The 23,777-nt window shown below is 70.1% G+C and carries 27 protein-coding genes and 2 pseudogenes; 9 read left to right on the plus strand and 20 right to left on the minus strand.

Translation table 11 applies throughout. The features are described 5' to 3' along the window. Nucleotides 1–60 precede the first annotated feature (60 nt). Genes A0130_10760 through A0130_10770 form a run of 3 tightly spaced genes read left to right on the plus strand, consistent with a single transcriptional unit; the run spans nt 61 to nt 918 of the window. Nucleotides 61–360 carry a hypothetical protein gene (locus A0130_10760; protein ANF32088.1) on the plus strand — a complete coding sequence of 100 codons (300 nt, stop codon included), beginning with the start codon at nt 61–63 and terminating at the stop codon, nt 358–360. After that, nucleotides 357–704 carry a hypothetical protein gene (locus A0130_10765; protein ANF32089.1) on the plus strand — a complete coding sequence of 116 codons (348 nt, stop codon included), beginning with the start codon at nt 357–359 and terminating at the stop codon, nt 702–704. The genes A0130_10760 and A0130_10765 overlap by 4 nt, the downstream gene beginning before the upstream one ends. A gap of 22 nt (nt 705–726) precedes the next feature. Beyond that, nucleotides 727–918 (plus strand): hypothetical protein, encoded by a 192-nt coding sequence (locus A0130_10770; protein ANF32090.1) that lies wholly within the window; start codon nt 727–729, stop codon nt 916–918. A gap of 81 nt (nt 919–999) precedes the next feature. Here A0130_10770 and A0130_10775 read toward each other — a convergent pair whose 3' ends face one another. From A0130_10775 to A0130_10785, 3 genes are read right to left on the minus strand one after another with little or no spacing between them, the layout of a single operon-like run. Next, nucleotides 1,000–1,320, minus strand: coding sequence for a hypothetical protein (locus A0130_10775; protein ANF32091.1), 321 nt, complete (start codon nt 1,318–1,320; stop codon nt 1,000–1,002). Nucleotides 1,321–1,342: 22 nt separating this feature from the next. Then, entirely contained in the window at nt 1,343–1,570 is a 228-nt protein-coding gene (locus A0130_10780) for a hypothetical protein (protein ANF32092.1), read from the minus strand. Between the two features lie 40 nt (nt 1,571–1,610). Further along, a complete protein-coding gene (locus A0130_10785) occupies nt 1,611–4,475 on the minus strand; it encodes a hypothetical protein (protein ID ANF32093.1) in 2,865 nt (954 codons plus the stop codon). A 111-nt stretch (nt 4,476–4,586) separates the two neighbouring features. On the opposite strand from A0130_10785, the gene A0130_10790 reads away from it, so the two are divergent. Next, nucleotides 4,587–4,811 (plus strand): hypothetical protein, encoded by a 225-nt coding sequence (locus A0130_10790; GenBank protein ID ANF32094.1) that lies wholly within the window; start codon nt 4,587–4,589, stop codon nt 4,809–4,811. Nucleotides 4,812–4,823: 12 nt separating this feature from the next. On the opposite strand, the gene A0130_10795 is transcribed toward A0130_10790, so the two are convergent. Genes A0130_10795 through A0130_10805 form a run of 3 tightly spaced genes read right to left on the minus strand, consistent with a single transcriptional unit; the run spans nt 4,824 to nt 6,366 of the window. Then, complete coding sequence (locus A0130_10795) at nt 4,824–5,012, minus strand: hypothetical protein (protein ANF32095.1); 189 nt, start codon at nt 5,010–5,012, stop codon at nt 4,824–4,826. A gap of 16 nt (nt 5,013–5,028) precedes the next feature. Next, nucleotides 5,029–5,658, minus strand: a complete 630-nt coding sequence (locus A0130_10800) for a hypothetical protein (GenBank protein ID ANF32096.1) — start codon at nt 5,656–5,658, stop codon at nt 5,029–5,031. A gap of 21 nt (nt 5,659–5,679) precedes the next feature. Continuing rightward, nucleotides 5,680–6,366, minus strand: a complete 687-nt coding sequence (locus tag A0130_10805; GenBank protein ANF32097.1) for an AcrR family transcriptional regulator — start codon at nt 6,364–6,366, stop codon at nt 5,680–5,682. 72 nt (nt 6,367–6,438) lie between these two features. Here A0130_10805 and A0130_10810 point away from each other — a divergent pair. Then, a pseudogene (locus A0130_10810) lies at nt 6,439–7,134 on the plus strand (hypothetical protein). Here A0130_10810 and A0130_10815 read toward each other — a convergent pair. Genes A0130_10815 through A0130_10850 form a run of 8 tightly spaced genes read right to left on the minus strand, consistent with a single transcriptional unit; the run spans nt 7,112 to nt 13,554 of the window. Further along, nucleotides 7,112–7,348, minus strand: coding sequence for a carbon storage regulator CsrA (locus tag A0130_10815; protein ANF32098.1), 237 nt, complete (start codon nt 7,346–7,348; stop codon nt 7,112–7,114). The pseudogene A0130_10810 and the gene A0130_10815 sit on opposite strands and share 23 nt — an antisense overlap. A 9-nt stretch (nt 7,349–7,357) precedes the next feature. Continuing rightward, nucleotides 7,358–8,065 carry a hypothetical protein gene (locus A0130_10820; GenBank protein ID ANF32099.1) on the minus strand — a complete coding sequence of 236 codons (708 nt, stop codon included), beginning with the start codon at nt 8,063–8,065 and terminating at the stop codon, nt 7,358–7,360. Beyond that, nucleotides 8,043–10,100 carry an EscV/YscV/HrcV family type III secretion system export apparatus protein gene (gene flhA / locus A0130_10825; GenBank protein ID ANF32100.1) on the minus strand — a complete coding sequence of 686 codons (2,058 nt, stop codon included), beginning with the start codon at nt 10,098–10,100 and terminating at the stop codon, nt 8,043–8,045. Before flhA ends, A0130_10820 begins: the two co-directional genes overlap by 23 nt. After that, nucleotides 10,097–11,188 (minus strand): type III secretion protein, encoded by a 1,092-nt coding sequence (locus A0130_10830; GenBank protein ID ANF32101.1) that lies wholly within the window; start codon nt 11,186–11,188, stop codon nt 10,097–10,099. Before A0130_10830 ends, flhA begins: the two co-directional genes overlap by 4 nt. Beyond that, entirely contained in the window at nt 11,185–11,946 is a 762-nt protein-coding gene (locus A0130_10835) for a flagellar biosynthetic protein FliR (protein ID ANF32102.1), read from the minus strand. Before A0130_10835 ends, A0130_10830 begins: the two co-directional genes overlap by 4 nt. Then, entirely contained in the window at nt 11,946–12,221 is a 276-nt protein-coding gene (gene fliQ, locus A0130_10840; protein ID ANF32103.1) for a flagellar biosynthetic protein FliQ, read from the minus strand. The genes A0130_10835 and fliQ overlap by 1 nt, the downstream gene beginning before the upstream one ends. Further along, nucleotides 12,218–13,045 carry an EscR/YscR/HrcR family type III secretion system export apparatus protein gene (locus A0130_10845; protein ANF32104.1) on the minus strand — a complete coding sequence of 276 codons (828 nt, stop codon included), beginning with the start codon at nt 13,043–13,045 and terminating at the stop codon, nt 12,218–12,220. Before A0130_10845 ends, fliQ begins: the two co-directional genes overlap by 4 nt. Next, the gene (locus A0130_10850; GenBank protein ANF32105.1) at nt 13,042–13,554 is read right to left on the minus strand and encodes a flagellar biosynthetic protein FliO; all 513 of its coding nucleotides are present in this window, start codon (nt 13,552–13,554) and stop codon (nt 13,042–13,044) included. The genes A0130_10845 and A0130_10850 overlap by 4 nt, the downstream gene beginning before the upstream one ends. Nucleotides 13,555–13,695: 141 nt before the next feature. Between A0130_10850 and A0130_10855 the strand changes: the two genes are divergently transcribed. Then, on the plus strand, nt 13,696–14,436 hold the full coding sequence (locus A0130_10855; protein ID ANF32106.1) for a sulfatase-modifying factor protein: 741 nt from the start codon (nt 13,696–13,698) through the stop codon (nt 14,434–14,436). Between the two features lie 6 nt (nt 14,437–14,442). Here the strand turns inward: A0130_10855 and A0130_10860 are convergent, their stop codons facing one another. Both A0130_10860 and A0130_10865 read right to left on the minus strand, forming a co-directional pair. Beyond that, the gene (locus A0130_10860; protein ANF32107.1) at nt 14,443–15,159 is read right to left on the minus strand and encodes a flagellar motor switch protein FliN; all 717 of its coding nucleotides are present in this window, start codon (nt 15,157–15,159) and stop codon (nt 14,443–14,445) included. 3 nt (nt 15,160–15,162) lie between these two features. Further along, on the minus strand, nt 15,163–16,047 hold the full coding sequence (locus A0130_10865; GenBank protein ANF32108.1) for a hypothetical protein: 885 nt from the start codon (nt 16,045–16,047) through the stop codon (nt 15,163–15,165). A 136-nt stretch (nt 16,048–16,183) separates the two neighbouring features. On the opposite strand from A0130_10865, the gene A0130_10870 reads away from it, so the two are divergent. The 3 genes and pseudogenes from A0130_10870 (at nt 16,184) to A0130_10880 (ending at nt 18,162) form a co-directional block, all read left to right on the plus strand. Next, nucleotides 16,184–16,510, plus strand: coding sequence for a hypothetical protein (locus A0130_10870; protein ANF32109.1), 327 nt, complete (start codon nt 16,184–16,186; stop codon nt 16,508–16,510). Continuing rightward, nucleotides 16,510–17,327, plus strand: a pseudogene (locus A0130_10875) (flagellar motor protein MotA). The gene A0130_10870 and the pseudogene A0130_10875 overlap by 1 nt, the downstream one beginning before the upstream one ends. 1 nt (nt 17,328) lies before the next feature. Next, the gene (locus tag A0130_10880) at nt 17,329–18,162 is read left to right on the plus strand and encodes a hypothetical protein (protein ID ANF32110.1); all 834 of its coding nucleotides are present in this window, start codon (nt 17,329–17,331) and stop codon (nt 18,160–18,162) included. A 16-nt stretch (nt 18,163–18,178) separates the two neighbouring features. On the opposite strand, the gene A0130_10885 is transcribed toward A0130_10880, so the two are convergent. The 4 genes from A0130_10885 to A0130_10900 all read right to left on the minus strand — a co-directional run bounded on the left by A0130_10885 (nt 18,179) and on the right by A0130_10900 (nt 23,774). After that, nucleotides 18,179–20,182: a hypothetical protein gene (locus A0130_10885; protein ANF32111.1), complete on the minus strand. Its 2,004-nt coding sequence runs from the start codon at nt 20,180–20,182 to the stop codon at nt 18,179–18,181. Between the two features lie 146 nt (nt 20,183–20,328). Further along, complete coding sequence (locus A0130_10890; protein ID ANF32112.1) at nt 20,329–21,834, minus strand: alpha-L-arabinofuranosidase; 1,506 nt, start codon at nt 21,832–21,834, stop codon at nt 20,329–20,331. 48 nt (nt 21,835–21,882) lie between these two features. Beyond that, complete coding sequence (locus A0130_10895) at nt 21,883–22,824, minus strand: ABC transporter permease (GenBank protein ID ANF32113.1); 942 nt, start codon at nt 22,822–22,824, stop codon at nt 21,883–21,885. Continuing rightward, nucleotides 22,821–23,774 (minus strand): ABC transporter permease, encoded by a 954-nt coding sequence (locus A0130_10900; GenBank protein ID ANF32114.1) that lies wholly within the window; start codon nt 23,772–23,774, stop codon nt 22,821–22,823. Before A0130_10900 ends, A0130_10895 begins: the two co-directional genes overlap by 4 nt. Nucleotides 23,775–23,777: the final 3 nt, after the last annotated feature.

Genomic DNA, 23,777 nt, shown 5'->3' on the forward strand with positions numbered 1-23,777 from the left:
TCTTGCCAAGCCGCAGCGCGCGGCGTTCCATAGGACCGACGGCCCAGGAGAGGAGTCGCCATGTCGGCGAGCGAGCTCGAGATGTCCAGCGTGCGGTACCCGTATCGGGACCGCATCTTCCACGTGGAGAAGAAGTCGCCGGGGGTGTGGGTCGTCCTCGACGAATCGCACGCCGAACTCGGGACGCTGGTGCGCGTCGCGGTCGAGGGCGAGGAGCACGAGCCGGTGTTCGGCGCCGTGCCGCCCGGGTACACCGAGACGCTGCACGAAGGGTCGGACTGGCGGATGCTGGTCGCCTCCCTCATCAACGAGTCGCTGGACGCGGAGACCGCGGCGACCGGGAACCAGGGCGAGGCATGACCATCCACCTCAACAAGAAGGCCCTCGAGCACGCCAGGAAGCTGGTCGAGCAGGGGAAGGTCGTCCACGACGAGCGCGACGACTGGAGCGAGCACGCACCCAGCGCCGACGACGAGAACCGCTTCATCGAGAAGAACGGCTGGGACGACTACGCGCTGTGGCACCTCGGTGAAGACCCGGACAAGTCCGAGGAGACGAAGGGCCGCTTCAGCTTCCCGTACGGCGATTTCTCGAAGGTGCACCGGTGTGCGGCCATCTCGTTGGAGAGCCGCGCAGCCCAGAACGACCACGACGACATCGCCCGCGAGACGAAGCGCCTGCTCGAGCTGATCGACGGGGAGTAGCGGCCGGGATACGATTCCCGGGATGAACGCGACGCTGCGCACGGCGCTCGGCTGGGTCGCCGCCGTGCTGCTGAACGTCGGCGCGTTCCTCGTCGTCGTCGGACTGCTGCTGCCGCGGGCGGGCGGAGACGTCTCCGTGCTGCTCGTCGGCGCGGTCTGCTGCGCCGTGGGCCTGGGCGCCGGCGCGGGATGGCTGATGGGCCGGGGCCGCTGACACAGCAACGACCCCGCCCTGGGATGAAGGGGGCGGGGTCGTCCGTGCACCGGCGCAGAGCCGGTGGCTGGGTGGGACCGATCAGTCCGGCGGCTCGCTGGCTCCGGTGCCGCTGACCAGGTCCGGGTTGGACGGGTGCTCGGCCGGGTCGAAGTCGGCGGGCGGAGGCTCGGCGCCGTCGGAGCCGCCCCCGGCGTCCGCGGTCGTCACATCCTCGGCCCCTTCCGGCGCGATCCCCGTCTCGCCGGGCGCCGAGACGTCTCCCGACTGGCCCGGTTCGGTCTCCGCGGGCTCCGCAGCCTGGGCGTCGTTGTCACCGCCGCCCTGCTCGAAGCGCTCCGGCTTGTCCTCGGCGGGCACGCCCTCGGAGTCGGTGTTCGGCAGTCCGCTCGTGTCGCTCATGCTTCGCTCCTTCCCGGCAGCCTCACGGCTTGCCCTCTTCGCTGTACGAGGTCGCGGAGTCCGCATCCTCGTCCGCGTCCGCGCCCGCCGCGAGGCGGTCGCCATCCGGGTCGCCGATCACCTCGTCGAAGAGGCTGCGGTTCCCGCCGGGCTCGACGGCACCGCCGTCGTCGCCCTCGAGATCACCGGCCAGCCCGTTGGTGGGGTCAGAGCCGGTGATCGGCTCCTGTTCGTCACGCGAATCCGTCATGCGGCACAGAGAACGCCCGGTCCGCCCGACCCGCAAGGGGTTACCGGGGCGGTGGGCCCGGCGTACGGTGAAGCCGCTCGATCACATCCAGGAGCGCCACCCGGTACTGCGGGGCGGACTGGTAGTCGGGATGCGTCGCCACCTTCACCAGGTAGCGCGGCGGCCCGAACTCGTCGGCGCCGCGGTCGAGATCGTCGGGCCGCCGGTCGTCCAGGCGGTAGCTGTTGATCGGGAAGCCCAGGTAGTCCGTGCGGCGCCACAGGTTCACCCACGCGACCGACCCGTCCGGCTGCGTCAGCAGTTGCACGAGGGACGGGTCGTCTGCTCCGGAGGTGTCCACGACGACCGGGTCGCCGTCCTGGTCGAGCTCGACCTGTGTGAACCACGGGTCGCCTTTGCCGAGCAGGGGACGCCGGGACCCGAGCGTGCCGAGCGCATCCGGGCCGAAGAGCTCCGGGAAGAAGCGGCCGAAGTACACGCGCAGCTGGGCGCCGTAGGTGAGCAGGCCCACGTTGTGGAGGCGGTCGGCGTCGGCGGGGCGGAGGGTGAACAGGGTCGATACCGCCAGCACCGCGCCGAGGCTGTGGGCCGACACCACCACGCTGAACGGGCGGTCGCGCCCCAGCGCCTCCTCCTCCTGGGCGTCGCGCCAGCTGAGCCGGGCGGCGAGGTCCATGCCCTCGGGCGGCACGAGATCGTGCGTGAGCCAGTCGGTGACCCGGTCGCGCACCTCCGGGACCACGCGCTCGGCGTAACAGGGCGGACCGAAGGGATGGCCGGCGCGCGGCAGGAAGCACATGAGGTCCCACATCACGCTGATCGGGCGCTCCTTCGCGGTGAGCGCGTTCTCGACGATGACAGCCAGGATGGCCGCGGCGATGACGGCGAGCGCCGGTCCGACGAGCGCGTCGATCGCGCGGAACGGCGCCGAGTACGACACGGCGAGCGCCACGACGAACCCCAGGGCGAGCAGCCCGGCCAGGATGCCGAGGATGGGCTCCCCGCGGTGGACGAGGGCGGCCATCCGTCGGGCGCGGAGGATCTTGAGCGCCAGTCGGTCGGCGGTCGTGCTCGCGGCGATGCGGCCGTCGCGGTACGAGTCGACCTGCTCCAGCAGCGGACGGCGCCCGTCGCGGGTGCGCGGGGTCGTGAGGAGCGGCATCCACCGCAGCAGCGACAGTGCGATGCCCGCGGCGACGAGCACCAGGGCGAGGGCGATGAACGGGAGCACGTCGCCGAAGTTGTGGTAGACGATCGGCGGGCGAAGGACGGTGTGCGGCCCGGCGGACGCGCACCCGCACGGCGGCGACCCGCTGACCAACCAGCCCTGCACGCCGAGGACCAGCAGCGTGGACAGGATCATCGCGGCGCCGAGCGAGAGCAGCATGATGATCCCCGGTCCCATGCCGGCCCAGCCCTCCGCGTGGAAGCGCTCCGGGGGTCCCGCGCGGCGCCCCGCCCGCGAGCGCGGCCACCACCACACGAAGAACAGCTGCAGGGCGGTGGCCACGGCCGCCACCGCGAACAGCGGGAGGCGCAGCGGGCCGGGAGTGCCATCCTGCGTCGGCGGGTTCTGCGCAACCCCGGCGAGGAACGCCAGCCCGGCGATCGTCATGAGCACGATCGACAGCCAGTGGGGAACTCCGCGGCGCCAGCCGAGGGCCGAGATGCAGATCGCGACCAGCACCCCGAGGATGATGGACGGCGCGGTCGCCAGCCCGAGGAAGGTGCTCCCTCCTGCCGCGTCGTACTGGCCGCCGAACCACAGCGACGCGCCGACGAACACGTACACGAGGACGGCTGCGACGAGGATCCAGGCGGTCACGGTGCCCGTGCGGCGGAGTCGATCGCGCAGGAACTCGTCCACCGCCACCTGCCCAGGGCTCGTCGTCTCGGCGAGAGCGCCGACGCAGGTGATGGCGACCACCAGCCCGGCGGCGGCGACCAGGCCGCCGATGAGGACCGGCAGGCTCCCCATCCGCGCCGCCGTGCCCAGGCACTCCCCGGACACGAAGGTCTGCAGCTTGGCGCAGGCCTCGGCCGCCGAGAACATCCGGTCCCAGGCCAGGAGCAGTGCGACGAGCAGGAAGGTCGCCGCGAGGTGCAGCCGCTCGGTGGGCGAGCCGACCCGGGCGGTGCGCCAGAATCCTTCGGAGGCGAGCGGACGCAGTCTGCCGGTCCGCTTGATACCGCGGCCGCCCATGCGGTCGGCCGCGTCGAAGATGGCGGCCTCATAGCGGACACGCGCACGCCGCGACACGAGGAAGAGCAGCAGCACGCCCGCGATCGGGATCAGCGACAGGATCGCGAGCTGCGGGCCGCGCCAGCTGAGCGGCGGGAGGCTGAAGAAGTCCGCGAACCCGCTCGGCAGCGCTGTGCAGGCGGTGCCGCTGATGCACTGGACGCCCAGGTCGAGGCTCACCGATCCGAGCGCGCAGACGTAGAGCAGGGTGAGGCCGAGCGCGAAGATGCGGAGGGACGCGCCGCCCACTCCCGACTCCCACTCCCCGCCGGGCCGCTGAGTCGGGATGCGCCGGGTCCAGTAGGCCGTGTTCGCCAGCCCGAAGGGGGCAAGCAGCAGCCACGCCAGCTGGACGAACAGCTGGCCGATGAACAGGAGGGGACCTGATCCGAAGCGTGCCAGCCGGCCCCACGAGTACGCCTCGGTGCGCACATCCGGCGGCGGGACGGCCGGGTCGATCGTACCGGGGGCGTCGTCCGGGTCGCGGTCGGGCTCGTCCTGCTTCGGGGCCCACCAGAAGCCGCCGTTCTCATCGCCCTGGGTCTGTCGCAGCTCGCTCTGCTCGCGCCCGAGGATCTCGGTCGGCGGCGTGTTCTTGATGCCGTGGATCCGCAGCTCCAGCACGTGGTGCGGCCACGCGTCCGGCTGTGCGTCTTCGCTCATGGGTCCGCCCATCGTCGTCACGACGCGCAGAGACTACTCCGCCGTACGCGTGCGCGGCTACGGCGCCTCCACCTGTAGCCGTCGGCGGCGGTACGGCGTAGTGTCCGTCGTATGAGCAACCCAGAGCAGCCGATCGGCGACGCACGCGACAACCTCGAGGGCAGCTACACCGAGGCCGACGGCGAGGCGCCGCACGAGCGCACGGTCCACGGCCAGTACACGGAGACGGACGGCGTCGGCCCCGAGACCGCGACCGAGGGCACGTACACGGACTCCGACGAGCCCGTCGACGCACCCGAGGGCGAGTACACCGAGGGCGACTACGACGAGCCGTGAGCTCGTCGGCCGTCAGGCGTAGCGCTTGCGCGCCTTCTCGGCCTGCGCCTTGGCCTTCTTGCGCGCCTTCTTGACGTCGGGCGAGTTCCAGAAGGAGGTCACCGCTTCGGTGATCTGCTCGTAGCGCTCGCGGCCTGCGCGTGCGCCGAGGAGGTACGCCGCCGCGACGACGACGAGGATGACGAGAGTCTTGGGTCGCATGTCTCGACGGTATACCTCAGGCCGCGGTCTGCGAAGGTCCGTACACCAGCCTGTGGATGAGCGCGTGGAGCGGTCCGGCGAGGAACAGCAGAAACAGCCAGAACATGTTCACGGCCGGAATCAGGACAGCGAGGACCAGGGCCACCGCCATGAGGATGAGCTCTGCTATGCCGGCCGTCCGGTCGATGGTCGCGCGGCCTTCCTCCGTCATCAGTTCCGGATGCCGCCACAGCTCCATCCCGATCAAACGCATAGCGAGGGAGGCGACGATCATGTTCCCGATGTACAGCGCGTACACGTCGGGACGTTCCCCTGCGCCGTTGGACAGCACGTTCGCGCTGAACGGGATGGCCACGATCGCCAGCAGCCAGAGGAAGTTGTACCAGACCATCGCGCCGTCGTAGGAGCTCACCGCCTCGAAGACGCGGTGGTGGACCACCCAGAACCGGGCGATCACCGCGAACGAGATCACGAACGCCAGGATCTCCCAGAAGTTCTCACCGACGAAGTCGCCGAAACTCTGGCGCCCGATCTGCGATGCCGCATCCACCAGGGGCAGGATGAGCAGCGTTATCGCGATCGCGACCGTCGCGTCGGAGAAGTTGACGAGCCGGTCAAGCCCGCGCTCGGTCCTGATCGGCGCCATGCGGACATTCTGCCGCACCGGTCAGCCGCGCAGGGCGACCCACTCCGGCCGCAGGCGCTCGACGCCGTCGAGGATGAGGTCGAGCCCGGTCTCGAACTCCTCGTCGTAGTCGTACCCGGCGCTGCCCAGTTCGGAGACGACCTCGAGCAGGTGCGGGAACATCGCCGCGAGCTCGGGCGGCGTGGCCTCGAGCTTCTCGGCCGCGGCCTCCCCGGACTCCTCGGCCGTCGCGAACGGCAGCGTCTTCTCCTGCAGCGCGAAGCCGTAGACGTAGGCGTCGAGCATCGACGTGACGTGAACGGTCGTGCGGAACGAGAAGCCGGCGTTGCGCAGGCAGCCCATCATCGCGTTGTGCTGCCGCAGGTTGGCGAAGCCGGGACGCATCCGCCCCTCCATCAGGCCGACGGCCCAGCGGTGGCGCAGCATCGCGCCGCGCAGCGAGATCGAGCGGCGGCGCACCGCCTCACGCCACGGCAGCTCCGGCTCGGGCGCCTGCACCTCTGCCCAGACGCTGTCGACCATGCCGTCGATCAGCTCCTCCTTGTTGGCCACGTGCTTGTACAGCGCCATCGGGACGACGCCGAGCCGCTGGGCGAGCGTGCGCATGCTGAGGCCGTCGAGGCCGTCGGCGTCGGCGAGCTCGATGGCGGTCCGGACGACACGCTCGACGGTCAGCGTCCGGCGCGGCGCCGACGAGGGGCTTGACATGGTGTACAGCGTACACCTATCGTCGGAGCCAGCAGGTGTACGCCGTACACCTCATCCCGAAAGGATCCGATCATGGACGACGACCGTCGCCGCTCCCTCGCCACCGGCGTGCTCTTCCTCCTGACTTTCGCCACCTCCATCCCCGGCGCGCTGCTCTACGGGCCGGTGCTGAGCGACCCCGGCTTCGTGGGGCGCCACGCCGGATCGGGGTCGGTGCTCGCCGGCGCGCTGCTCGAGATCGCGCTCATCATCGCCAACCTGGGCACCGCGTTAGTCCTCTACCCGATGCTGCGGCGCACGACTCCGTCGCTCGCGCTCGCGTACGTCGTCGCCCGCGTCATGGAGTCGACGCTGATCGCCGTCGGCATCCTGAGCCTGCTCACCGTGGTCACCCTGCAGCAGGACGGCGTCGCCGGTGCCGGCCCGGTGGCGTCCGCGCTCGTGGCGCTGCACGGCTGGACCTTCCTGCTCGGCCCCGGCTTCGTCGTCGGGCTCGGCAACGGGCTGATTCTCGGCTGCGCGCTGTACCGCTCGGGCCTGGTGCCGCGCGGCTGGGCGGTGCTCGGGATGGTCGCCGGTCCGCTCGTGTCGCTGTCCGGAGTCGCGGTACTGCTCGGCGCGTACGGCCAGGTGTCGCCGTGGTCGGCGCTGCTGACACTGCCGGAGGTGGTGTGGGAGCTGTTCCTCGGCGCCTACCTCACGGTGCACGGTTTCCGCCGGGCCGCGGCGAGCGCCGGCGCGACGCTCAGAGCCCGAGCGACTTCTTGATGAGCGCCTCGGCGTCGTCGGTGCCCGCGGCGCGCTCGGTCGCCTCCTGATTGGCCTCGGTGACGGCCTTGACGACCTCGTCGCGCTGGATGCGGATGCCACGCGGCGCGTCGATGCCGATGCGGACGCCGTCCCCACGCGCATCGAGGATCGTCACGACGATGTCGTCGCCGATGAGCACCCGCTCCCCCGCCTTGCGCGTCAGTACCAGCATCGTCCCAGCCTATCCGGCGGGCGGCGCCTCCAGCCAGAGGACGGGCAGACCGAGAGCGTGGACGGAGTCGGGGGAGACGGTGAGGGAGGCTCCGGTGGCGACGATCGCGTCCACCGCGAGCACCGCATCCACCGCCTCCACCCAGAGCGCGGTGTCGTCGTGCTTGCGCGAGACATCGACCACGACCCAGACCTGATCCGGGGCGGTCGCGGCGAGATCGGCCGCCACGTCGGGGACGGACGCGGGGCCCGCGAGGGGGAACGCGGCGACGATCGGGATCTCGCGGCGGACGCCGTCCGCCCGGGCGGCGAGGGCGTCGCGCCGGTCGGCGACGGCCTGCACCTCGGCGTTCGCGTCGGCGGAGGCAGCGAGGATGCGCGCGGCCTCGTGCACGTCGCCGCCGAGGCCGACGACCAGGGTGAGGTCGCCGCGACCCCGGAGGCGGGCCGGCGGCGGGCCAACCGGGCGGGGCACGTCGGGGACCACCTGATCGAGTGGTGACAGCTGGTCGCCGCCCGGCTCGGATTCGAGCCACGGCTCACCACCAGCCGAGGTGAAGGGAGTGGACGGGACTGTCACCGCCAGTTCAGGCGCGTCGACCGCACGCACGAGGTCGTCCAGCACCGCCTGGAACGCCAGCGACGACGTCGACACCGCCGGCAGCACCTCCTCCTCGGCGCCGCCGCCCAGCCACTCAGGCCGCGATCGACTCCGCACCGCGGACCACCCCCACGGTCTCGATCGCCGCCTGCACGGCCGTCACCTCCTGGTACGACAGCACCGCGAGTCCCGCGATCTGCCCCGCGACGAGCCGCCGGATCGCCGGACGCAGCGCCGGCGCGCACACCAGCACCGCCGTCACCCCGGCGTCGTCGAGCCGCCCGGCCGTGTCGCGGATGGATGCCAGCACCGCCTCCAGCCGCACGGGGTCGAGCACGATCTGGGTGCCGTTCTCGGACGGCCGCAGCCCCTCGAGCATCGACTGCTCCAGCCCCGGGTCGATCATGATGACACGCAGCGTCCCGGCGTCGAGGTGCGGCGCGACGACCGCGGGCCCGAGCGCCGACCGCGCCGCCTCCACGAGCCCCTCCGGGTCGTTCGACAGCTTCGCCCGCAGGGTGAGCGCCTCGAGGATGCGCGGCAGGTCGTTGATCGGCACCTGCTCCGCGAGCAGCCCCTGCAGCACCCGTTGCACCTCGGCGAGCGAGAGCAGGTTCGGGACGAGCTCCTCCACCGCGGGCGGGTTCACCTGCTTGACGCCCTCGGTGAGCAGGCGGACGTCTTCTCGGGTGAGCAGGCGTCCGGCGTTCGACGTGATGATCGACGACAGGTGCGTGATGAGCACCGAGACGCGGTCGATGACCGTCGCGCCGCCGAGTTCGGCGCTGTGCCGCATCTCCGAGGGAATCCATTTCGCGGGCAGCCCGAACACCGGCTCCACCGTGGGCGTACCCGGCAGGTTGTCGAGTGCGTCGCCGAGGGCGAGCACGCGGCCGGACGGCGCCTGGCCGCGTCCGGCCTCCACGCCCGCGATCTTGATGACGTAGGTCGCCGGCGGCAGCTCGGCGCTGTCGCGGGTGCGCACCGGCGGGACGATGATGCCGAGCTCCAGCGCGATCTTCCGCCGCAGCGCCCGCACTCGGGCGAGCAGGTCGTCCGACGCACCGCTCACGATGTCGACCAGGTCCGGCGCCAGCGTGATCTCGAGGGCGTGGACGCGCATCTGCTCGATGAGGTCTTCCGTCGTCTCGTTCTTGGTGGCGCTGGCCACCGCGTTCTTCGCGGCCTCCGCCTTCTTCTGGGCGGCCTGCGCGGTCTTGATCCGCTGCGAGGCGAGGATGAGGAACGCCCCGACGAGCACGAACGGGATGGGCGGCATGCCGGGGATGAGCGCGAGCACGATCGCGGCGCATCCCGCGATCATCAGTGCGTTGCGCGACTGGCTGAGCTGGTTGCTGGCGGTCGTGCCCATCTCGGACTCGGCGTTGGACCGGGTCACGATCATGCCGGTCGAGACCGCCATGAGCAGCGCCGGGATCTGGGACACCAGGCCGTCGCCGATGGTCAGCAGCGTGTAGTGGCTGACCGCGTCGGCGATGTCCATGCCGCGCTGGATCATGCCGATCGCGATGCCGCCGACCACGTTGATGATGATGATCAGGATGCCCGCGATCGCGTCGCCCTTGACGAACTTCGAGGCGCCGTCCATCGCGCCGTAGAAGTCAGCCTCGGCCGACACCTCGGCGCGGCGGGCGCGGGCCTGCTCCTCGGTGATAAGGCCGGCGTTCAGGTCGGCGTCGATCGCCATCTGCTTGCCCGGCATGGCGTCGAGGGTGAACCGCGCCCCGACCTCGGCCACGCGCTCGGCGCCCTTGGTGACCACGATGAACTGGATGACGACGAGGATGAGGAACACCACCGCGCCGATGATGATCGACCCGCCCACGGCGACATGACCGAACGCCTGGATGACCTGACCGGCGAATCCGTCCCCCAGCACCAGGCGCGTGGACGCGACGTTGAGCCCCAGTCGGAACAGCGTCGCCACGAGGAGCAGCGACGGGAAGACGGAGAAGTCGAGCGGCTTCTTGACGAACATCGTGGTGAGCAGGATGACCAGCGCCAGCATGATGTTGACGATGATGAGGAGGTCGAGGATCCAGGCGGGCACCGGCACGACCAGCAGCATGATGATGCCGACGACGCCGATCGGCACCGCGATCTTCGCGGCGAGACCCTTGTTCTGCTTCACGACAGCCCTCCCAGCTGGGGACGCATGGTGTGGATTCCGGCGGACGAGCCGCGCTTCTTGAGCGACATCACGAAGGCGAGCACCCGCGCCACGGCGTTGTAGAGCTCGACGGGGATCTCGTCCCCGATCTCGCAGCCGGCGTGCAGCGCCCGCGCGAGCGGGATGTCCTTGACGATCGGCACGCGCTCCTCCTCCGCCTTCTCGCGGATGCGCAGCGCGATCGCGCCCGCGCCCTTCGCGACGACGCGCGGCGCCGACTTGCCCGGCTCGTACTTCACGGCGACGGCGATGTGGGTCGGGTTCACGAGCACGACATCCGAGCCTCCGATCGCGGCGATCATGCGGTTGCGGCTCATCGCCAGCTGGCGGGAGCGCCGCTGCGAGCGCACCAGCGGGTCGCCCTCGGTGTTCTTGTTCTCGTCGCGGACTTCCTGCTTGCTCATGCGCGTGTGCTTGCGGTTGCGGCGCATCACGACGAGCACGTCGAGCCCGGCCAGCACGAGTCCGGCGCCCACCGCCGCCTGCAACAGCCCCGCGGTGCCGCCGGAGGCGGCGGACAGCAGCGACGCGAGCGGCATGGAGCCGGAGGTCAGCAGCACCGGCATCAGGCCCTGCACGACGAGGTACAGCCCGACCGCGACCACCGCCGACTTGAGCAGTGTCTTCGCGCCCTCCCAGAGCGCGCGCATCCCGAACACCCGGCTGAGCCCCTGGACCAGGTTGAACTGCTCGTACTTGCCCTCGAGCTTCTTGAAGTGGATGCCGCCCTGCACCGCCGCCGCGCCCACCACCGCGAGCGCACCCACGGCGAGCAGCGGTCCGATGGTCGCCATGATGCTGCCGAAGCCGTCTCCGAGGGCGGCGACCGCCTTGGCGGGGTCCGGGCTCTCGATCACCGAGCGCACCGAGAACAGCTGGTCGATCGCCGCAGTGGTCCCCTGCTGCAACGTGAACGGGAGCATGACCGCCGCGGCGCCGACGCCGACCCAGGCGGTGAGGTCCATCGACTTGGAGAGACGGCCCTTGGAGCGGGCCTCCTTCATCCGCTTGTCGGTCGCCTTCTCGGTGCGTTCCTGCGCGTCGCTCATCGGCCCACCCCCAGCATGGTCTTGACGGCGGTGTCGGTGAGCCCCGAGACGACGCCGGGCAGCGCGACGAACACGATCGCCGAGAGCACGACGGTCAGCATGATCTTGAGTGGGAAGCCGAGCGAGAACGCGTTGAGCGCGGGCGCCACGCGGGTGAGGAGGCCGAGGCCGACATCCGCCAGGAACAGGACGACGATCAGGGGCCCGGCGATCTGCAGCGCCGCGAGGAACATCTGGGTGACCCCGTTCACCATCTCCTTCGCCGGGTCGGCCATGCTGAGCGCGGAGGCGAGCGGGATGGCGTCGAACGACCGCACGAGTCCGCCGATGATGAGCTGGTAGCCGCCCGATGCGAACAGCAGCGCGAGCGCGGTGAGCTGGAACATCCGGGTGAACTGCGCGCCGTTGATCATGGCCTGCGGGTCGAACGCCTGCGCGAGCTGGAACCCGCCGAACAGGTCGATGAAGCTGCCCGCCGACTGGATGGCCGCGAACACGAGGAAGACGAGGAACCCGAGGGTCGCCCCGACCGCGAGCTCGCGCACGAGGTCCAGCAGGAACGCCCCCGTGTCGCCCGAGTGGTAGCCGGAGCCGACGCGGGGCGCGACCGCGATCGCGAGGCCGATCGCGAGCATCCCCTTCACTTGAGCCGGGAACCCGTTGTACGAGAAGGGCGGCGCGATGACGAGGAACGCCACCATCCGCAGCGACGCGAGCGCCACGGCCTCGATGGCCGCGATGTCGATGGGGATGTTCATCACCCACCGCCCAGGAGCAGGGGGATCTTGTCGAACAGCACGTGCGTGAAGGAGACCAGCTCGGAGATCATCCACTGGCCGCAGATGATGAGCGCCACCGCGACCGCCGCGGCCTTCGGCACGAACGAGAGCGTGACCTCCTGGATCTGCGTGATCGACTGCACGAGCGAGATCGCGAAGCCGACGACCAGCGCCGTGACGACGATCGGCGCGGCCAGCTTCGCGGTGACCATGAGTCCCTGCATGGCGATGTCGAGGACGGCGGACGGGTTCATCCGCTGCTCCCGTAACTCGTGATCAGGCTCTGGATGATGAGCCCCCAGCCGTCGACCAGCACGAAGAGCAGGATCTTGAACGGCAGCGAGATCATCACCGGCGGAAGCATCATCATGCCCATCGACATCAGCGCCGCGGACACCACCATGTCGATGACGAGGAACGGCACGAAGATGACGAAGCCGATGATGAACGCGGCGCGCAGCTCCGAGATCATGAACGCCGGGATGAGCGTGAGCATCGGGACGCTGTTGACGTTCTCCGGGTTCGGGCGACCGGCGGCGCGCGTCATGAGCGCGATGTCCTCCTCGCGGGTGTGCGCCGCCATGAAGTGCCGGAGCGGTCCCTCGGCGGCGTGCACCGCGCCGGTGAAGTCGATGTGGCCGGCCAGGTAGGGCTGCACGGCCGAGTTGTTGATGTCCACCAGCACCGGGCTCATGATGAACAGGCTCAGGAACAGGGCGAGGCCGGCGAGCACCTGGTTGGGCGGGATGGACGGAAGCGCGAGCGCGTTCCGGGTGATCGCGAGCACCACGAAGATCTTGGTGAACGACGACATCATCAGCAGCAGCGCCGGCGCCACCGACAGGACGGTGATTCCGACGAGGGTGAGGATGGCCGCGTTGGGCGTGCCGTTCGGGCCGTTGATGTCGACCGTGATGCCGCCGGTGCCCCCGGGACCGGCCGGGCCGGACGGAGTCGGGACGGGCGTGGGGACGGCGTGGGCGGCGTTCGCGCCGAGCAGCACGATCGCGACGGCGACCACGGCCACGAGCGCGCCGGCGACGGCCAGACGGGGAAGCCTCCCCGTTCCCGCCGTCACTTCTTGTGCCGCACCGCCGAACTCGCCTGCCGCCAGGTGGCCGGGGACAGGATCGAGCCTTTGAGTGCCTCGTCGAAGAGCGAGGCGCGTCCCTGCGCCGTGAGGAAGTCGGCATCCTGCCTGGTGGTCGTGGTGGTGCTGGTGCTGCTGCTCGCGGTGATCGCGGGTGCGTCGTCCGTCCCGGTGCGGGCCTCGGTCTGCACCTCGGCCGCGGCCTCGGGCACGCGGACGAGCGGGGTGACGTCCGCATCCTGCGGACGGTCGGAGGTGTGGAGCACGGACACCTGGCGCTCGGTCACGCCGAGCACGAACCGGTTGCCGTCCACATCCACGACGACCACCGACGCCTTCGGCCCGACACCCTGCCGCCCGACGACGGTCACCGCGTTGCCGCGGCGCCTCCGCGCGGAGGTGCGCCCCTTGGTGACGCGACGCTGCACGAACCACAGCAGCGCCACCATCACGCCGAGCACGACGAGCACGCGCAGGGCGATGAACAGGGTCTCCACGAAGCCCTCTATCGGCCGGTGCGCCCGTGCCGTTAGCGCGTTCCCACACGCGAAGTGCAGCTTGTCGCGCATCGCTCCGGCGCGTCGTCCGCAACTACCTGCACTTCACGGGAGATGGGAGAACCGTGACAGGCTGGAGAGGTGGACATCGAGCTGGCGCGCATCCCGGCGGGCACCGTGCAACTGCACGACGCCCGGCGCAAGCGGCGCTGGACCGTCGAGCTGGAGCCGTTCGAGCTCGGGGTCTTCGCCGTGACGGAGGCCGAGGTCGCCGAGCTGATCGGCGAGCCGTCGACCCGAACGCGCCGCCCGGCGACCGGCATCAGCTGGCAGCGCGCCATCCGACTCTGCAATGCGGCGTCGGAGTGGGAGGGACTCGATCCCGCCTACACGTTCGACGGCGAGGACGTCACCTGGCACGTGGACGCGGACGGCTATCGCCTGCCGACCGAGGCCGAGTGGGAGTTCGCCTGCCGCGCGGGCTCGACCGGTCCCCACTACGGCCCGCTGCCCGAGGTCGCCTGGACGAGCGCGGACGGACTCAGCGCGCCGGCGGACGTCGGACTCCGCCTGCCCAACCTGAACGGCCTGTTCGACACGCTCGGCAACGTCTGGGAGTGGTGCTGGGACCTCCTCGACCCCGGACGCTACGGCGACTACCGCGTGTTCCGCGGCGGCGGCTTCGCCGACGACGCCTGGAGCGTCCGGGCCTCCGTCCGTCGCGGCGGCCCTCCGCGCGCGCAGCATCCGGATGTGGGTGTGCGGTTGGCGCGCGGTGGCTTCGACGCGGAGGGCGCGGCCCAGGGATGGTCGGCGGCCGCGGACGCGGAGCGCGCGGGCCTCGACGGACCGCTGCCACCCGGATGGACGCCGCTGCGCTGAACCGGGTCAGTCCAGGTCTTCGGCGGTGTCGAGGATCTTCGTGATCCGCACCGCGTAGTCCTGGTCGATGACCACGATCTCGCCGTGCGCGATCAGGCGGCCGTTGAGGAGGACGTCCGCGGGCGAGCCGGCGGAGCGGTCCAGCTCGATGACCGCGCCGGGCTCCATCGCGAGCACGTCGCGGACCGCCATGCGCGTCCGGCCGATCTCGACCGTGAGCGCCATCTCCACGTTGCTGATGCGCGCCAGCTTGCCGCCGAGGGCGCCGCCGCCCGGGCGCTCGGAGACGGAGGCACGGCCGTGGACCGCGAACCATCCCGCGACCCCGGCGCCGCCGGACAGGGCGAAGACCGTCGTCGCCGGGTCGGCGAACAGGGCGGCGGCGTCCTCCGCGCGTGCGTCGTCCAGCACGCCGGCGCCGAGGGTGTCGCTCGCCGCCTCGAGGGCCGGCTGGAGCACATCCTGAAGCGCCACGACCGGCGAGCCGTCCGCGCCCTCGTCGACGAGGTGCGGCACCTCGAGCAGCACCACCGCGAGGTCGGCCGAGACGGCGCCGACGAAGGTCGCCACGACCGCCTGCACGCCGACGGGCACATCCGCCCCCTGCGCGATGAGCGGCGTCAGCGGCGTGCCCGTCGGGAGCACGCGGGCGAGCGCCTCGGCGGCGGCCTGTGCCTGCCCGAGGGAGAGTCCGGAGGCGTTGGCGATGCTGGTCATGCTCATGGTTCAGTCCTCTGTGTCGATGATCACGCAGGCGAGACGGGAGCCGCTCGAGCCGAGGCCGGCCGAGGCGACGGTCTGTCCGCCGACGGTGAGGTCGAAGGGTCGGTGCTGCGGATGGGGCAGCGGCAGGAGGTCGCCCACCGACAGGCCCAGCACCACGCTGGGGCGTACGGTCGCGGGGGCGAGCCGCAGGGCCACCTCCACCGGGACGTGCGCGAGCTGTGCGTCGACCAGCTCCCGGGCGTTCTCTGTGCTGTGGGTCGGGTTGGTCTCGCCGAGCTGCGGCAACAGGGCCACGGCCGGGAGCGCGACGGTCGCGCGCGCCGTGTTCTCGCCCACGCGGAGTTCGAAGCCGGCGACGATCATCAGCTCGTTGGTTGCCGCTGCCTGCGCGAACTGCGAGTTGTACTGGATGGCGTCCACGCCGATCGCGGTCGTCAGCAGGGAGCCGAGCGAGTAATGCAGGTCCTCCAGCGCGTCGTCCATCAGCCGCCGCACCAGCGCGTGCTCGATCTGGGTGAACGTGCGCTCGTGGTCCACGGGCGTGCCCTGTCCGCCGAGCATCGCGTTCACCCACGAGAGCGCGGCGATGGTCGGGAACTGGATGACCGCCTTCGGTACGATGCCCTCCAGCTCGCACAGCACCATGGCGGTCGTGGCCGGCAGCGACGCCGCGTACTCGTCGTACGTCTGCATCTGCACGGTGTCGCACTCGACCTGGCTGAGGACGCGGACCTTGGCGGTCAGCTGCGTGCCCCACTGCCGCGCGAACGTCTCGAACGCCAGCTCCAGCACCCGCGAGTGCTCGCGCGCGAGCGTGGTCGGCCGCCGGAAGTCGTAGACGGGCGCCTCGGGGGCGTCCGGCGCGGGGGCCTGCAGGATGGTCACGGATGGGTCTATCGGCAGGTGCGGCCGTCCCGTTAGCGGTCGCGCGAGGATACTCGGTCCCCCTAACGACCGACCGCGGCGCGCCGATAGTGGACTTGTGACGGCTCACCCGGAGCCGAGACCAGGATTCGCGCCCATGATCGTCGTCACCCGATTGAACGACACCCAGTTCGCGGTCAACCCCGACCTCATCGAGCGCATCCACGCCAGTCCGGACACCACTCTCGTCATGGTCGACGGGGCGAAGTTCATCGTCACCGAGTCCATGTCCGAAGTGATCGAGAAGATCGCCGCGTACCGGGCGCGTGTGATCGCACTCGCCCACGACCTCCCCGCCGCCGGCCCGCGTCCCGTGCCCGCGCCGCCGTTGGGACTCGTGACGCTGACCGGTCTGGAAGACGACGAAGCGGTTCAGGCTCATCCCGAGGCCCGCGCCGTCCCCCTCCGAGCAAGGAAGAAGTAATGGACCCGGCAACCATCATCGGCATCGTCCTCGCGTTCGGCGCCGTCGTCGCGATGGTGACGATGGAGGGCGCGCATCTCAGCTCGCTCCTCCTCCCCGCCCCCATGGTGCTCGTCTTCGGGGCGACCATCGCCGTCGGGATCGCGAGCGGAACGATCAAGGACTTCCTGACCGCGGTGAAGTCGCTCCCCCGCGCCTTCCGCGGCAAGATCGAGCCGCCGCAGCAGGTCATCGACCAGGTCGTCGGGCTCGCGGAGAAGGCGCGCGCCAACGGTCTTCTCGCCATGGAGCAGGAGGCGGAGAATGTCGATGACCCGTTCCTCAAGCGCGCGCTGCAGAACATCGCCGACGGCACCGACGGCGACGAGCTGCGCGTGCTGCTGGAGGACGAGATCGCGACCCGCTCGAAGAAGGACCGCGTCGCGGCCAAGTTCTTCAGCGCGATGGGCGGCTACGCCCCACCATCGGCATCATCGGAACCGTCGTCTCGCTCACCCACGTGCTCGAGAACCTCGCCGACCCGGGCGAGCTCGGCCCGATGATCGCGAGCGCCTTCGTGGCGACGCTGTGGGGCCTCCTGTCGGCCAACTTCCTGTGGCTTCCGCTGGGCGCGCGCCTGCGCCGGCTCTCGGAGCTGGACGTGGAGCGGATGAACCTGCTGATGGAGGGCGTGCTCGCCGTGCAGTCCGGAAGCCAGCCGCGCCTCCTCGGCGAGCGCCTGCGCGCGATGATCCCCGGCGGCGACGCCGAGAAGGCCGGCGCCAAGCCCGCCAAGGCGTCCCGCCGGTCGAAGGATCCCGTCGAGGAAGCCGCCTGACATGGCCGCCCGCCGTCGCAAGAAGCACGAGGAGCCCGAGGAGCACGAGAACGAGGAGCGCTGGATGGCCTCCTACATGGACATGGTCACCGTGCTCATGTGCATGTTCATCGTGCTGTTCGCCATGTCGACGGTGGACGCGAAGAAGTTCGAGCAGCTCAAGGACTCCCTCGCGACGGGGTTCGGGCAGGTCAAGACGCAGAAGGTGGACACCGCGAAGGGCGTCGTCGTGCCCCCCAAGCACGTCGACGAGTCGGGCAAGTCGACCGAGTTCGCGCTCGCGCAGCAGGAGGCGCAGAACCTGAAGCACCTGAAGGACCAGATCCAGGCCGCCCTCACCCGCGACGGGCTGCAGGACGCGGTGGAGCTGAAGATCGACTCCCGCGGCCTGACCATCGGCCTGGTCGGCAACTCCACGTTCTTCGACTCGAACCGCGCGGAACTGAGCGCGCGCGCCCTCGCCGTGCTCAACGACATCGGCCCGGTGCTCGCGCCCGCGTCGTACGACGTGTCGGTGGAGGGCCACGCCGATCTCCGACAGCCGGGGGCGCCCTATCCCACCAACTGGGAGCTGTCGGCGGGACGCGCGACGAGCGTCCTGCGTCACCTGGTCGAGGTGAACGGCTTCCCGCAGAACCGTATCGCCGCGGTCAGCTTCGGCTCGGCCCGCCCGGTCGACGGCTTCACGGGCACGACCGACAACGACCTCGCCCAGAACCGGCGGGTGGATGTGGTGGTGCTGTCGGCGCAGGCCGATGCGATCCGCAAGCTGATTCCGCAGGCGCTGCAGTCGCCCGAGCCGGGCACCGCCCCGGCCTCGGCCGAGAGGGGCTGAGCGGCCGTGATCGCCTTCAGCGGCAAGTCGCCAGGCGGTCGATCGCTCCGGACAGGGTCGCCGTCCCGCCGATGACGATGGCCTGTTGTGCGCCGATCTCCTGCATCGCTCTGAGCGCGTCCGGGGGAACGCACCCAGTGGCGGCGAGCAGGAGGGGCGCCCCCACCTTCCCCGCCAACGCCGCGCCGGCGAGTGCGTCCGGGAAGTTGAGTCCCGAGGCGACGACGGCGGTCTCCGAGAGGTGAAGAGCGCCGATCGCGCCGTCGGCAGCCAGGCGGACCCCTGGGAACGCATCGTCGGTGACGGCCACAGAGGTGGCGAATCGATCAGTGCCCGAGACGCGAGTGACGCTGAAGCCCGCCGCTGTCAGGCCTTCCGCGAATCCCGGGGAGATGGCGGCGGGGCCACCGACGATCTCGACGCTCGTGACGCTCGAACGCTTCAGCTGTGTGACGGTCTCGACATCGGGCGAGCGAAGGCGACCGTCGACCAGAAGCACACCCCCGCGCTTGGCGGATGCCGCCGCGCCGGCCGAGAGCGCGTCCGGGAAGGTCCAGGCCGACGCGAGCAGCATCGTGCCCGTTCCGTGCGGGAAGCCGAACTCGGTCAAGGCACGCGAGGTGGCAAAGCGGTCAGCGCCCGCGACACGCACGACGTCCGAGGGGGAACCGACGAAGTCGCGAAGCCTCCGCAGGACCGAGTCCGAGATGATCGCCGGGCCACCGACCACGACGATCCGCCGTGGGTGCAGGCGTGACAGCTCGCCGGCAACGGAGGCCGGGACCTCGTCCCCCTTCACGAGGAGCAGAGGCGCGGAGAGGGACGCGGCGACGGGCACCGTCGACAAGGCATCGGGAAAGTTCAGGCCGCTTGCCACGAAGACCGTGTCGAGTCCGGGATCGAAGCGCGAGGTGGGAGTGAGCGTGTTGGCCGAGATGACCGCCGACGTGTCGAAGCGATCGGAGCCGGCCAGCCGTGCGGTGGTGGGATTACTCAGGTCATCGGGCCAGGTTTGCTGTTGGCCCTCGTCCAACGTGACCGGCGAAGTAAGGATTGCTCCCGCCTCCGGCACGCCGGGGAACGTGACCGCAGCGCGGTACGTGCCGGGGAATACCGTGAAGTAGTAGGAGCCGTAGTCGCCGTTCTGGCCGAAGAACTCGCCCCCCGACTGCAGGAGCGTCTGGCCGCCGTCCGGCTCCACCCGGATGAGGTAGGACTTGACGATCTCGTACGCGGACGCATCGCACGAAGGACACCGGAAGTGCCCGAATACCGAGGCCAGCGCGTACGCGATCTGATCAGCGACGGCGACATCGCCCGTGCGGGTGTCGACGGGGAACGGTCGGGTTGCGGACGGCGGGAAGCTCCAGGTTGCCCCATCCCACACCGCGCCGGACCCTTCGAACGAGACGCTGTACCTTCCGGGGAGCAGGCCGGTGATCCTGTATGTCCCGTCCGACGATGTCTTCACATAAGGCGACTGGTCCAGATCGTGCGAGTAGTTCTGCTGGACATCGCTGCGCGTCGCCACGAGCTGTCCGTTCGCGGCGACGCCGGCTGTGGTCACGACCCTGCCGGTGATGGTGGTCGGCCGTGGGAGCGTCTGGTCGAAGACGATGTCCTCGCCGAGCTCGACCGGCAGCCAGTCTCCTTCACCCGGGAGTCCGACGAACTGGGTGCGGTTGCCGTACACCGACAAGAAGCCACCCGAGCCGAGGTACTCCACGTGGAGGACGTACTCTTCGATCCCCTTCGAGCCATGCGTGGTCAGGGCGTAGTGACCGCTCGCATCCGTGAGGACCGGCACCCCGACCTTCGTCGGGCTCGCCTGCGGACTGACGTAGACGAGTCCGACGCGCGCCTCCCCCGCCCCAGCGGCATGGCCGGTGTCGCCGAGCGTGATCGTTCCCCGGATCGTGATCTCCGTCGCCGCGGTCGCTGCAGGCGCGGCGACGCCGACGCCCCCTCCGACAGCCACGAGTGCGGCGAGCACCGCCGTCACGCGCTTCGCGATCCTCACCGGGCTCCTTCCGTGGTGAGCCGCGTCACGCACGATTCAATGCTAGCGCGCTCATGAGAGTTCTCACAGGAGAGACCGACAGCCTTTCACCTGGGCCGACGCCTCGCCGGACTCCTTACCGCCCGGTTCCTCGCGAGCGCGGACCGTCAACCCAGGGAGACGGCCGTCCAGGAGACGGGCGGCAGCTCGAGGGTGAGGGTGCCGTCGACGAGGTCCGCCCGCGGGGTCGGGCGAAGGCCGACGCGGGTCTGGTCCTGCAGCGTGTTCTTCGCGTAGACGTCGTTATCCCACAGCGACTGCGCCTCGCGGACGGTCGTGACGCCGAGGTCGCGCACGTCCACGGTCACGGTCTGCGTCTCGGTGAGGCTGCGGTTGACCACGAACAGCGCGGCCGTGCCGCTCGCCTCGTCGAAGGTCGCGACCGCGTCCACCAGGTCCGCCTCGCCGTAGACCGCGGTCTCGTACGTGCCCGTCGCGATCGTCGGGCGCAGCACCTCGCCGGCCGCAAGGCGACTGGTGACCGAGAACGGGAAGAACGTGGTCTGGCGCCAGGCGTCTCCGCCCGGCTCGGTCATGATCGGCGCGATCACGTTGACGAGCTGGGCGAGGGAAGCGCTGGTCACCCGGTCGTGGTTCTTGAGCAGCGTGATCATCAGGTTGCCGAGCACGACCGCATCCGCGACCGAGTAGACGTCCTCCAGCTGGCGCGGCGCGTAGCGCCACTCGTCGTTGACCTCCTCCGAGGCCTGGTGCTCGTCGAGGTACCAGATGTTCCACTCGTCGAACGAGATCTGGATGCGCTTCTTCTTCTTCAGCTTGTTGCCCACGTGGTCGGCCGTGGTGACGACGGTGTCGATGAAGTACTGCATGTCCACCGACGAGGCGAGGAACGAGCCGAGGTCGCCGCCGCGCTCCTGGTAGTAGGCGTGGGCGGAGATGTAGTCGACGTGGTCGTACGAGTGCTCGAGCACGGTGCGCTCCCAGTCGCCGAAGGTCGGCATCCCGGAGCCGGACGAGCCGCAGACCACGAGTTCGAGGTCCTTGTCGGCCATCTTCATCGCCGCGGCGGTGCGGGCGGCGAGCTTGCCGTAGTCGTCGGCGGTCATGTAGCCGGTCTGCCAGGGGCCGTCCATCTCGTTGCCGAGGCACCACATCCGGATGTCGTGCGGCTCGGGCGTCCCGTTCGCGATGCGCTGGTCGCTCAGCGCGGTGCCGGACGGGTGGTTGGCGTATTCGAGGAGGTCGAGGGCCGCCTGGATGCCGCGCGTGCCGAGGTTGACGGCGAGCATCAGCTCCGAGCCGGTCAGCTTCAGCCAGCGCGAGAACTCGTCGAGGCCGACCTGGTTCGACTCCAGCGAGTGCCAGGCCAGGTCGCGGCGCACCGGGCGCTGGTCGCGCGGGCCGACCGAGTCCTCCCACCGGAAGCCGGAGACGAAGTTGCCGCCCGGGTAGCGGATGGTCGTGGAGCCGAGCTCGCGCACGAGCTCGACGACGTCGAGGCGGAAGCCGTCCTCGTTCGCGGTCGGATGGCCGGGCTCGTAGATGCCGTCGTAGACGCAGCGTCCGAGGTGCTCGACGAACGAGCCGAAGATGCGGCGGTTGAGGGGCGCGACGCGCGCGGAGCGATCGAGGGCGATACGGGTGTCAGACATGGGTCTCCTGGTTGTGCGTGGTTCCGACGGGTGAAGAACGGTGGATGCTCACTTGACGCTGCCGATCGACAGCCCGCCCTGCCAGTAACGCTGGAGGGTGAGGAACGAGACGATCAGCGGGACGATCGAGATCAGCGCACCGGTGATGACGAGGTTCCACAGCGACTGGCCGCCGGTGTTCACCTGGGCCTGCGCCTGCAGGGCGCCGAGGCCGACCGTCACCGGGAACAGCTGCGGATTCGAGAACATCACCAGCGGCAGGAAGAAGTTGTTCCAGGTGCCGACGACCGACAGCAGCAGCACGGTCACGACGGCCGGGCGCATCAACGGCAGGGCGACCCGGGCGAAGATCCGGATCTCGCCGGCGCCGTCGACGCGGGCGGCATCCACCATCTCCGGCGGGATCGCCTCGTCGGTGTAGACCTTCATCAGGTAGACGGCGAACGGATTGAGCATCGACGGCAGGATGACCGCCCACATCGTGTTCGTCAGGTGCGCGCCGCTCATGAGCACGAACAGCGGGATGACGAGCACCGTCGCCGGCACCATCACCGATCCGAGCACGATGGCGAAGAACAGCCTGCGGCCGCGGAACCCGTACATGGAGAAGCCGTACCCGGCCAGCACCGACAGCACGGTCGCACCGACACCCCCGGCGATCGCGTAAAGGAACGAATTGCCCAGCCAGTGCGCGTACAGACCGCCCGAGTAGGTGAACAGCGACGAGATGTTCGCGAACAGGTCGAAGTTCCCGCCGAACCACAGCGGGCTCGTCTTGCCGTCGAACAGCGTCTGCTGGCTCTTGGTGCTGGCGACGATCAGCCACCAGAACGGCAGAGCGAAGTAGACGATGAACGCGGCCAGGATGATGTGCGGGATGACCTGGCGGCCGGTGCGGCGTCCCGCCGGCGCGTCCCGGCGGGCGCGGGCAGGGCGTCCGGTGCGGATGCTGCGGGTGTCGGCAGCGGGGTCGACGAGCTGAGCGGTCATTTCATGAGTCCACTTCTCTTGCGAGTGGCGAACATGAACACGTACGACCCGACGAAGATCACCAGGCCGAGGGCGAAGGCTATCGCCGAGGCGTAGTTGAACTGGTGGTACGAGAACGCGACCGTGTACGCGTAGATGTTCGGCGTGTAGTTGGAGGTGATGGAGCCGGACGCCATCCCGCGGAGCATCTGCGGCTCGTTGAAGAACTGCAGCGTTCCGATGAGCGCGAAGACCAGCACCAGGAGCAGCGAGGACGCCACCATCGGGATCTTGATCCGCAACGCGATCTGCCAGGCGTTGGCCCCGTCCACGCGCGCCGCCTCGTAGATCGACGGGTCGACGCCCTGGAGGGCCGCGTAGATGATGATCATGTAGTAGCCGGCCCACTGCCAGGTCACGATGTTGACCAGGGACCCGAAGACGTTCTGGTCCGAGAAGAAGTTCGGCGCCTGGAGTCCGATCGCCCCGAAGAGCTCCTGCGCCGGGCCGAAGCTCGGGCTGTAGAGGAAGCCCCACATCAGCGCGCCGATCACGACCGGCACGGCGTACGGCACGAAGATCAGGAGGCGCGAGATCTTGGCGAACCGGGTGGTCAGCGCGTCGATCAGCAGCGCCGCGATGAGTGCGACGACCATCTGCGCCGGGATCATGATGACGGCGAACAACAGTACCCGCCAGACGCCGTCGAGGAAGAGCGGATCGGTGAACGCCTTCACGTAGTTGGCGAAGCCGACCCACGAGGTGCCGCCGGCCAGCGTCGTGTTCTGCAGGCTCAGCACGAACGCGTAGACGAGCGGGATCAGCAGGAACGCGATCAGGAAGACGGCGAACGGGGCGGTGAACGCCCAGCCCCAGCGCGCGCGCCGGAGACTGACGATATCGCGGCGGCGAGCGGGGCGCGCGCCGCGCTCGGTGCGCTGCCGCGGCGGTGCGACGGCGGTCTGGGTCATCGG

The sequence above is a fragment of the Leifsonia xyli genome, assembly GCA_001647635.1.
In the GTDB taxonomy this organism is placed as follows: Bacteria; Actinomycetota; Actinomycetes; order Actinomycetales; family Microbacteriaceae; genus Leifsonia; species Leifsonia xyli_A.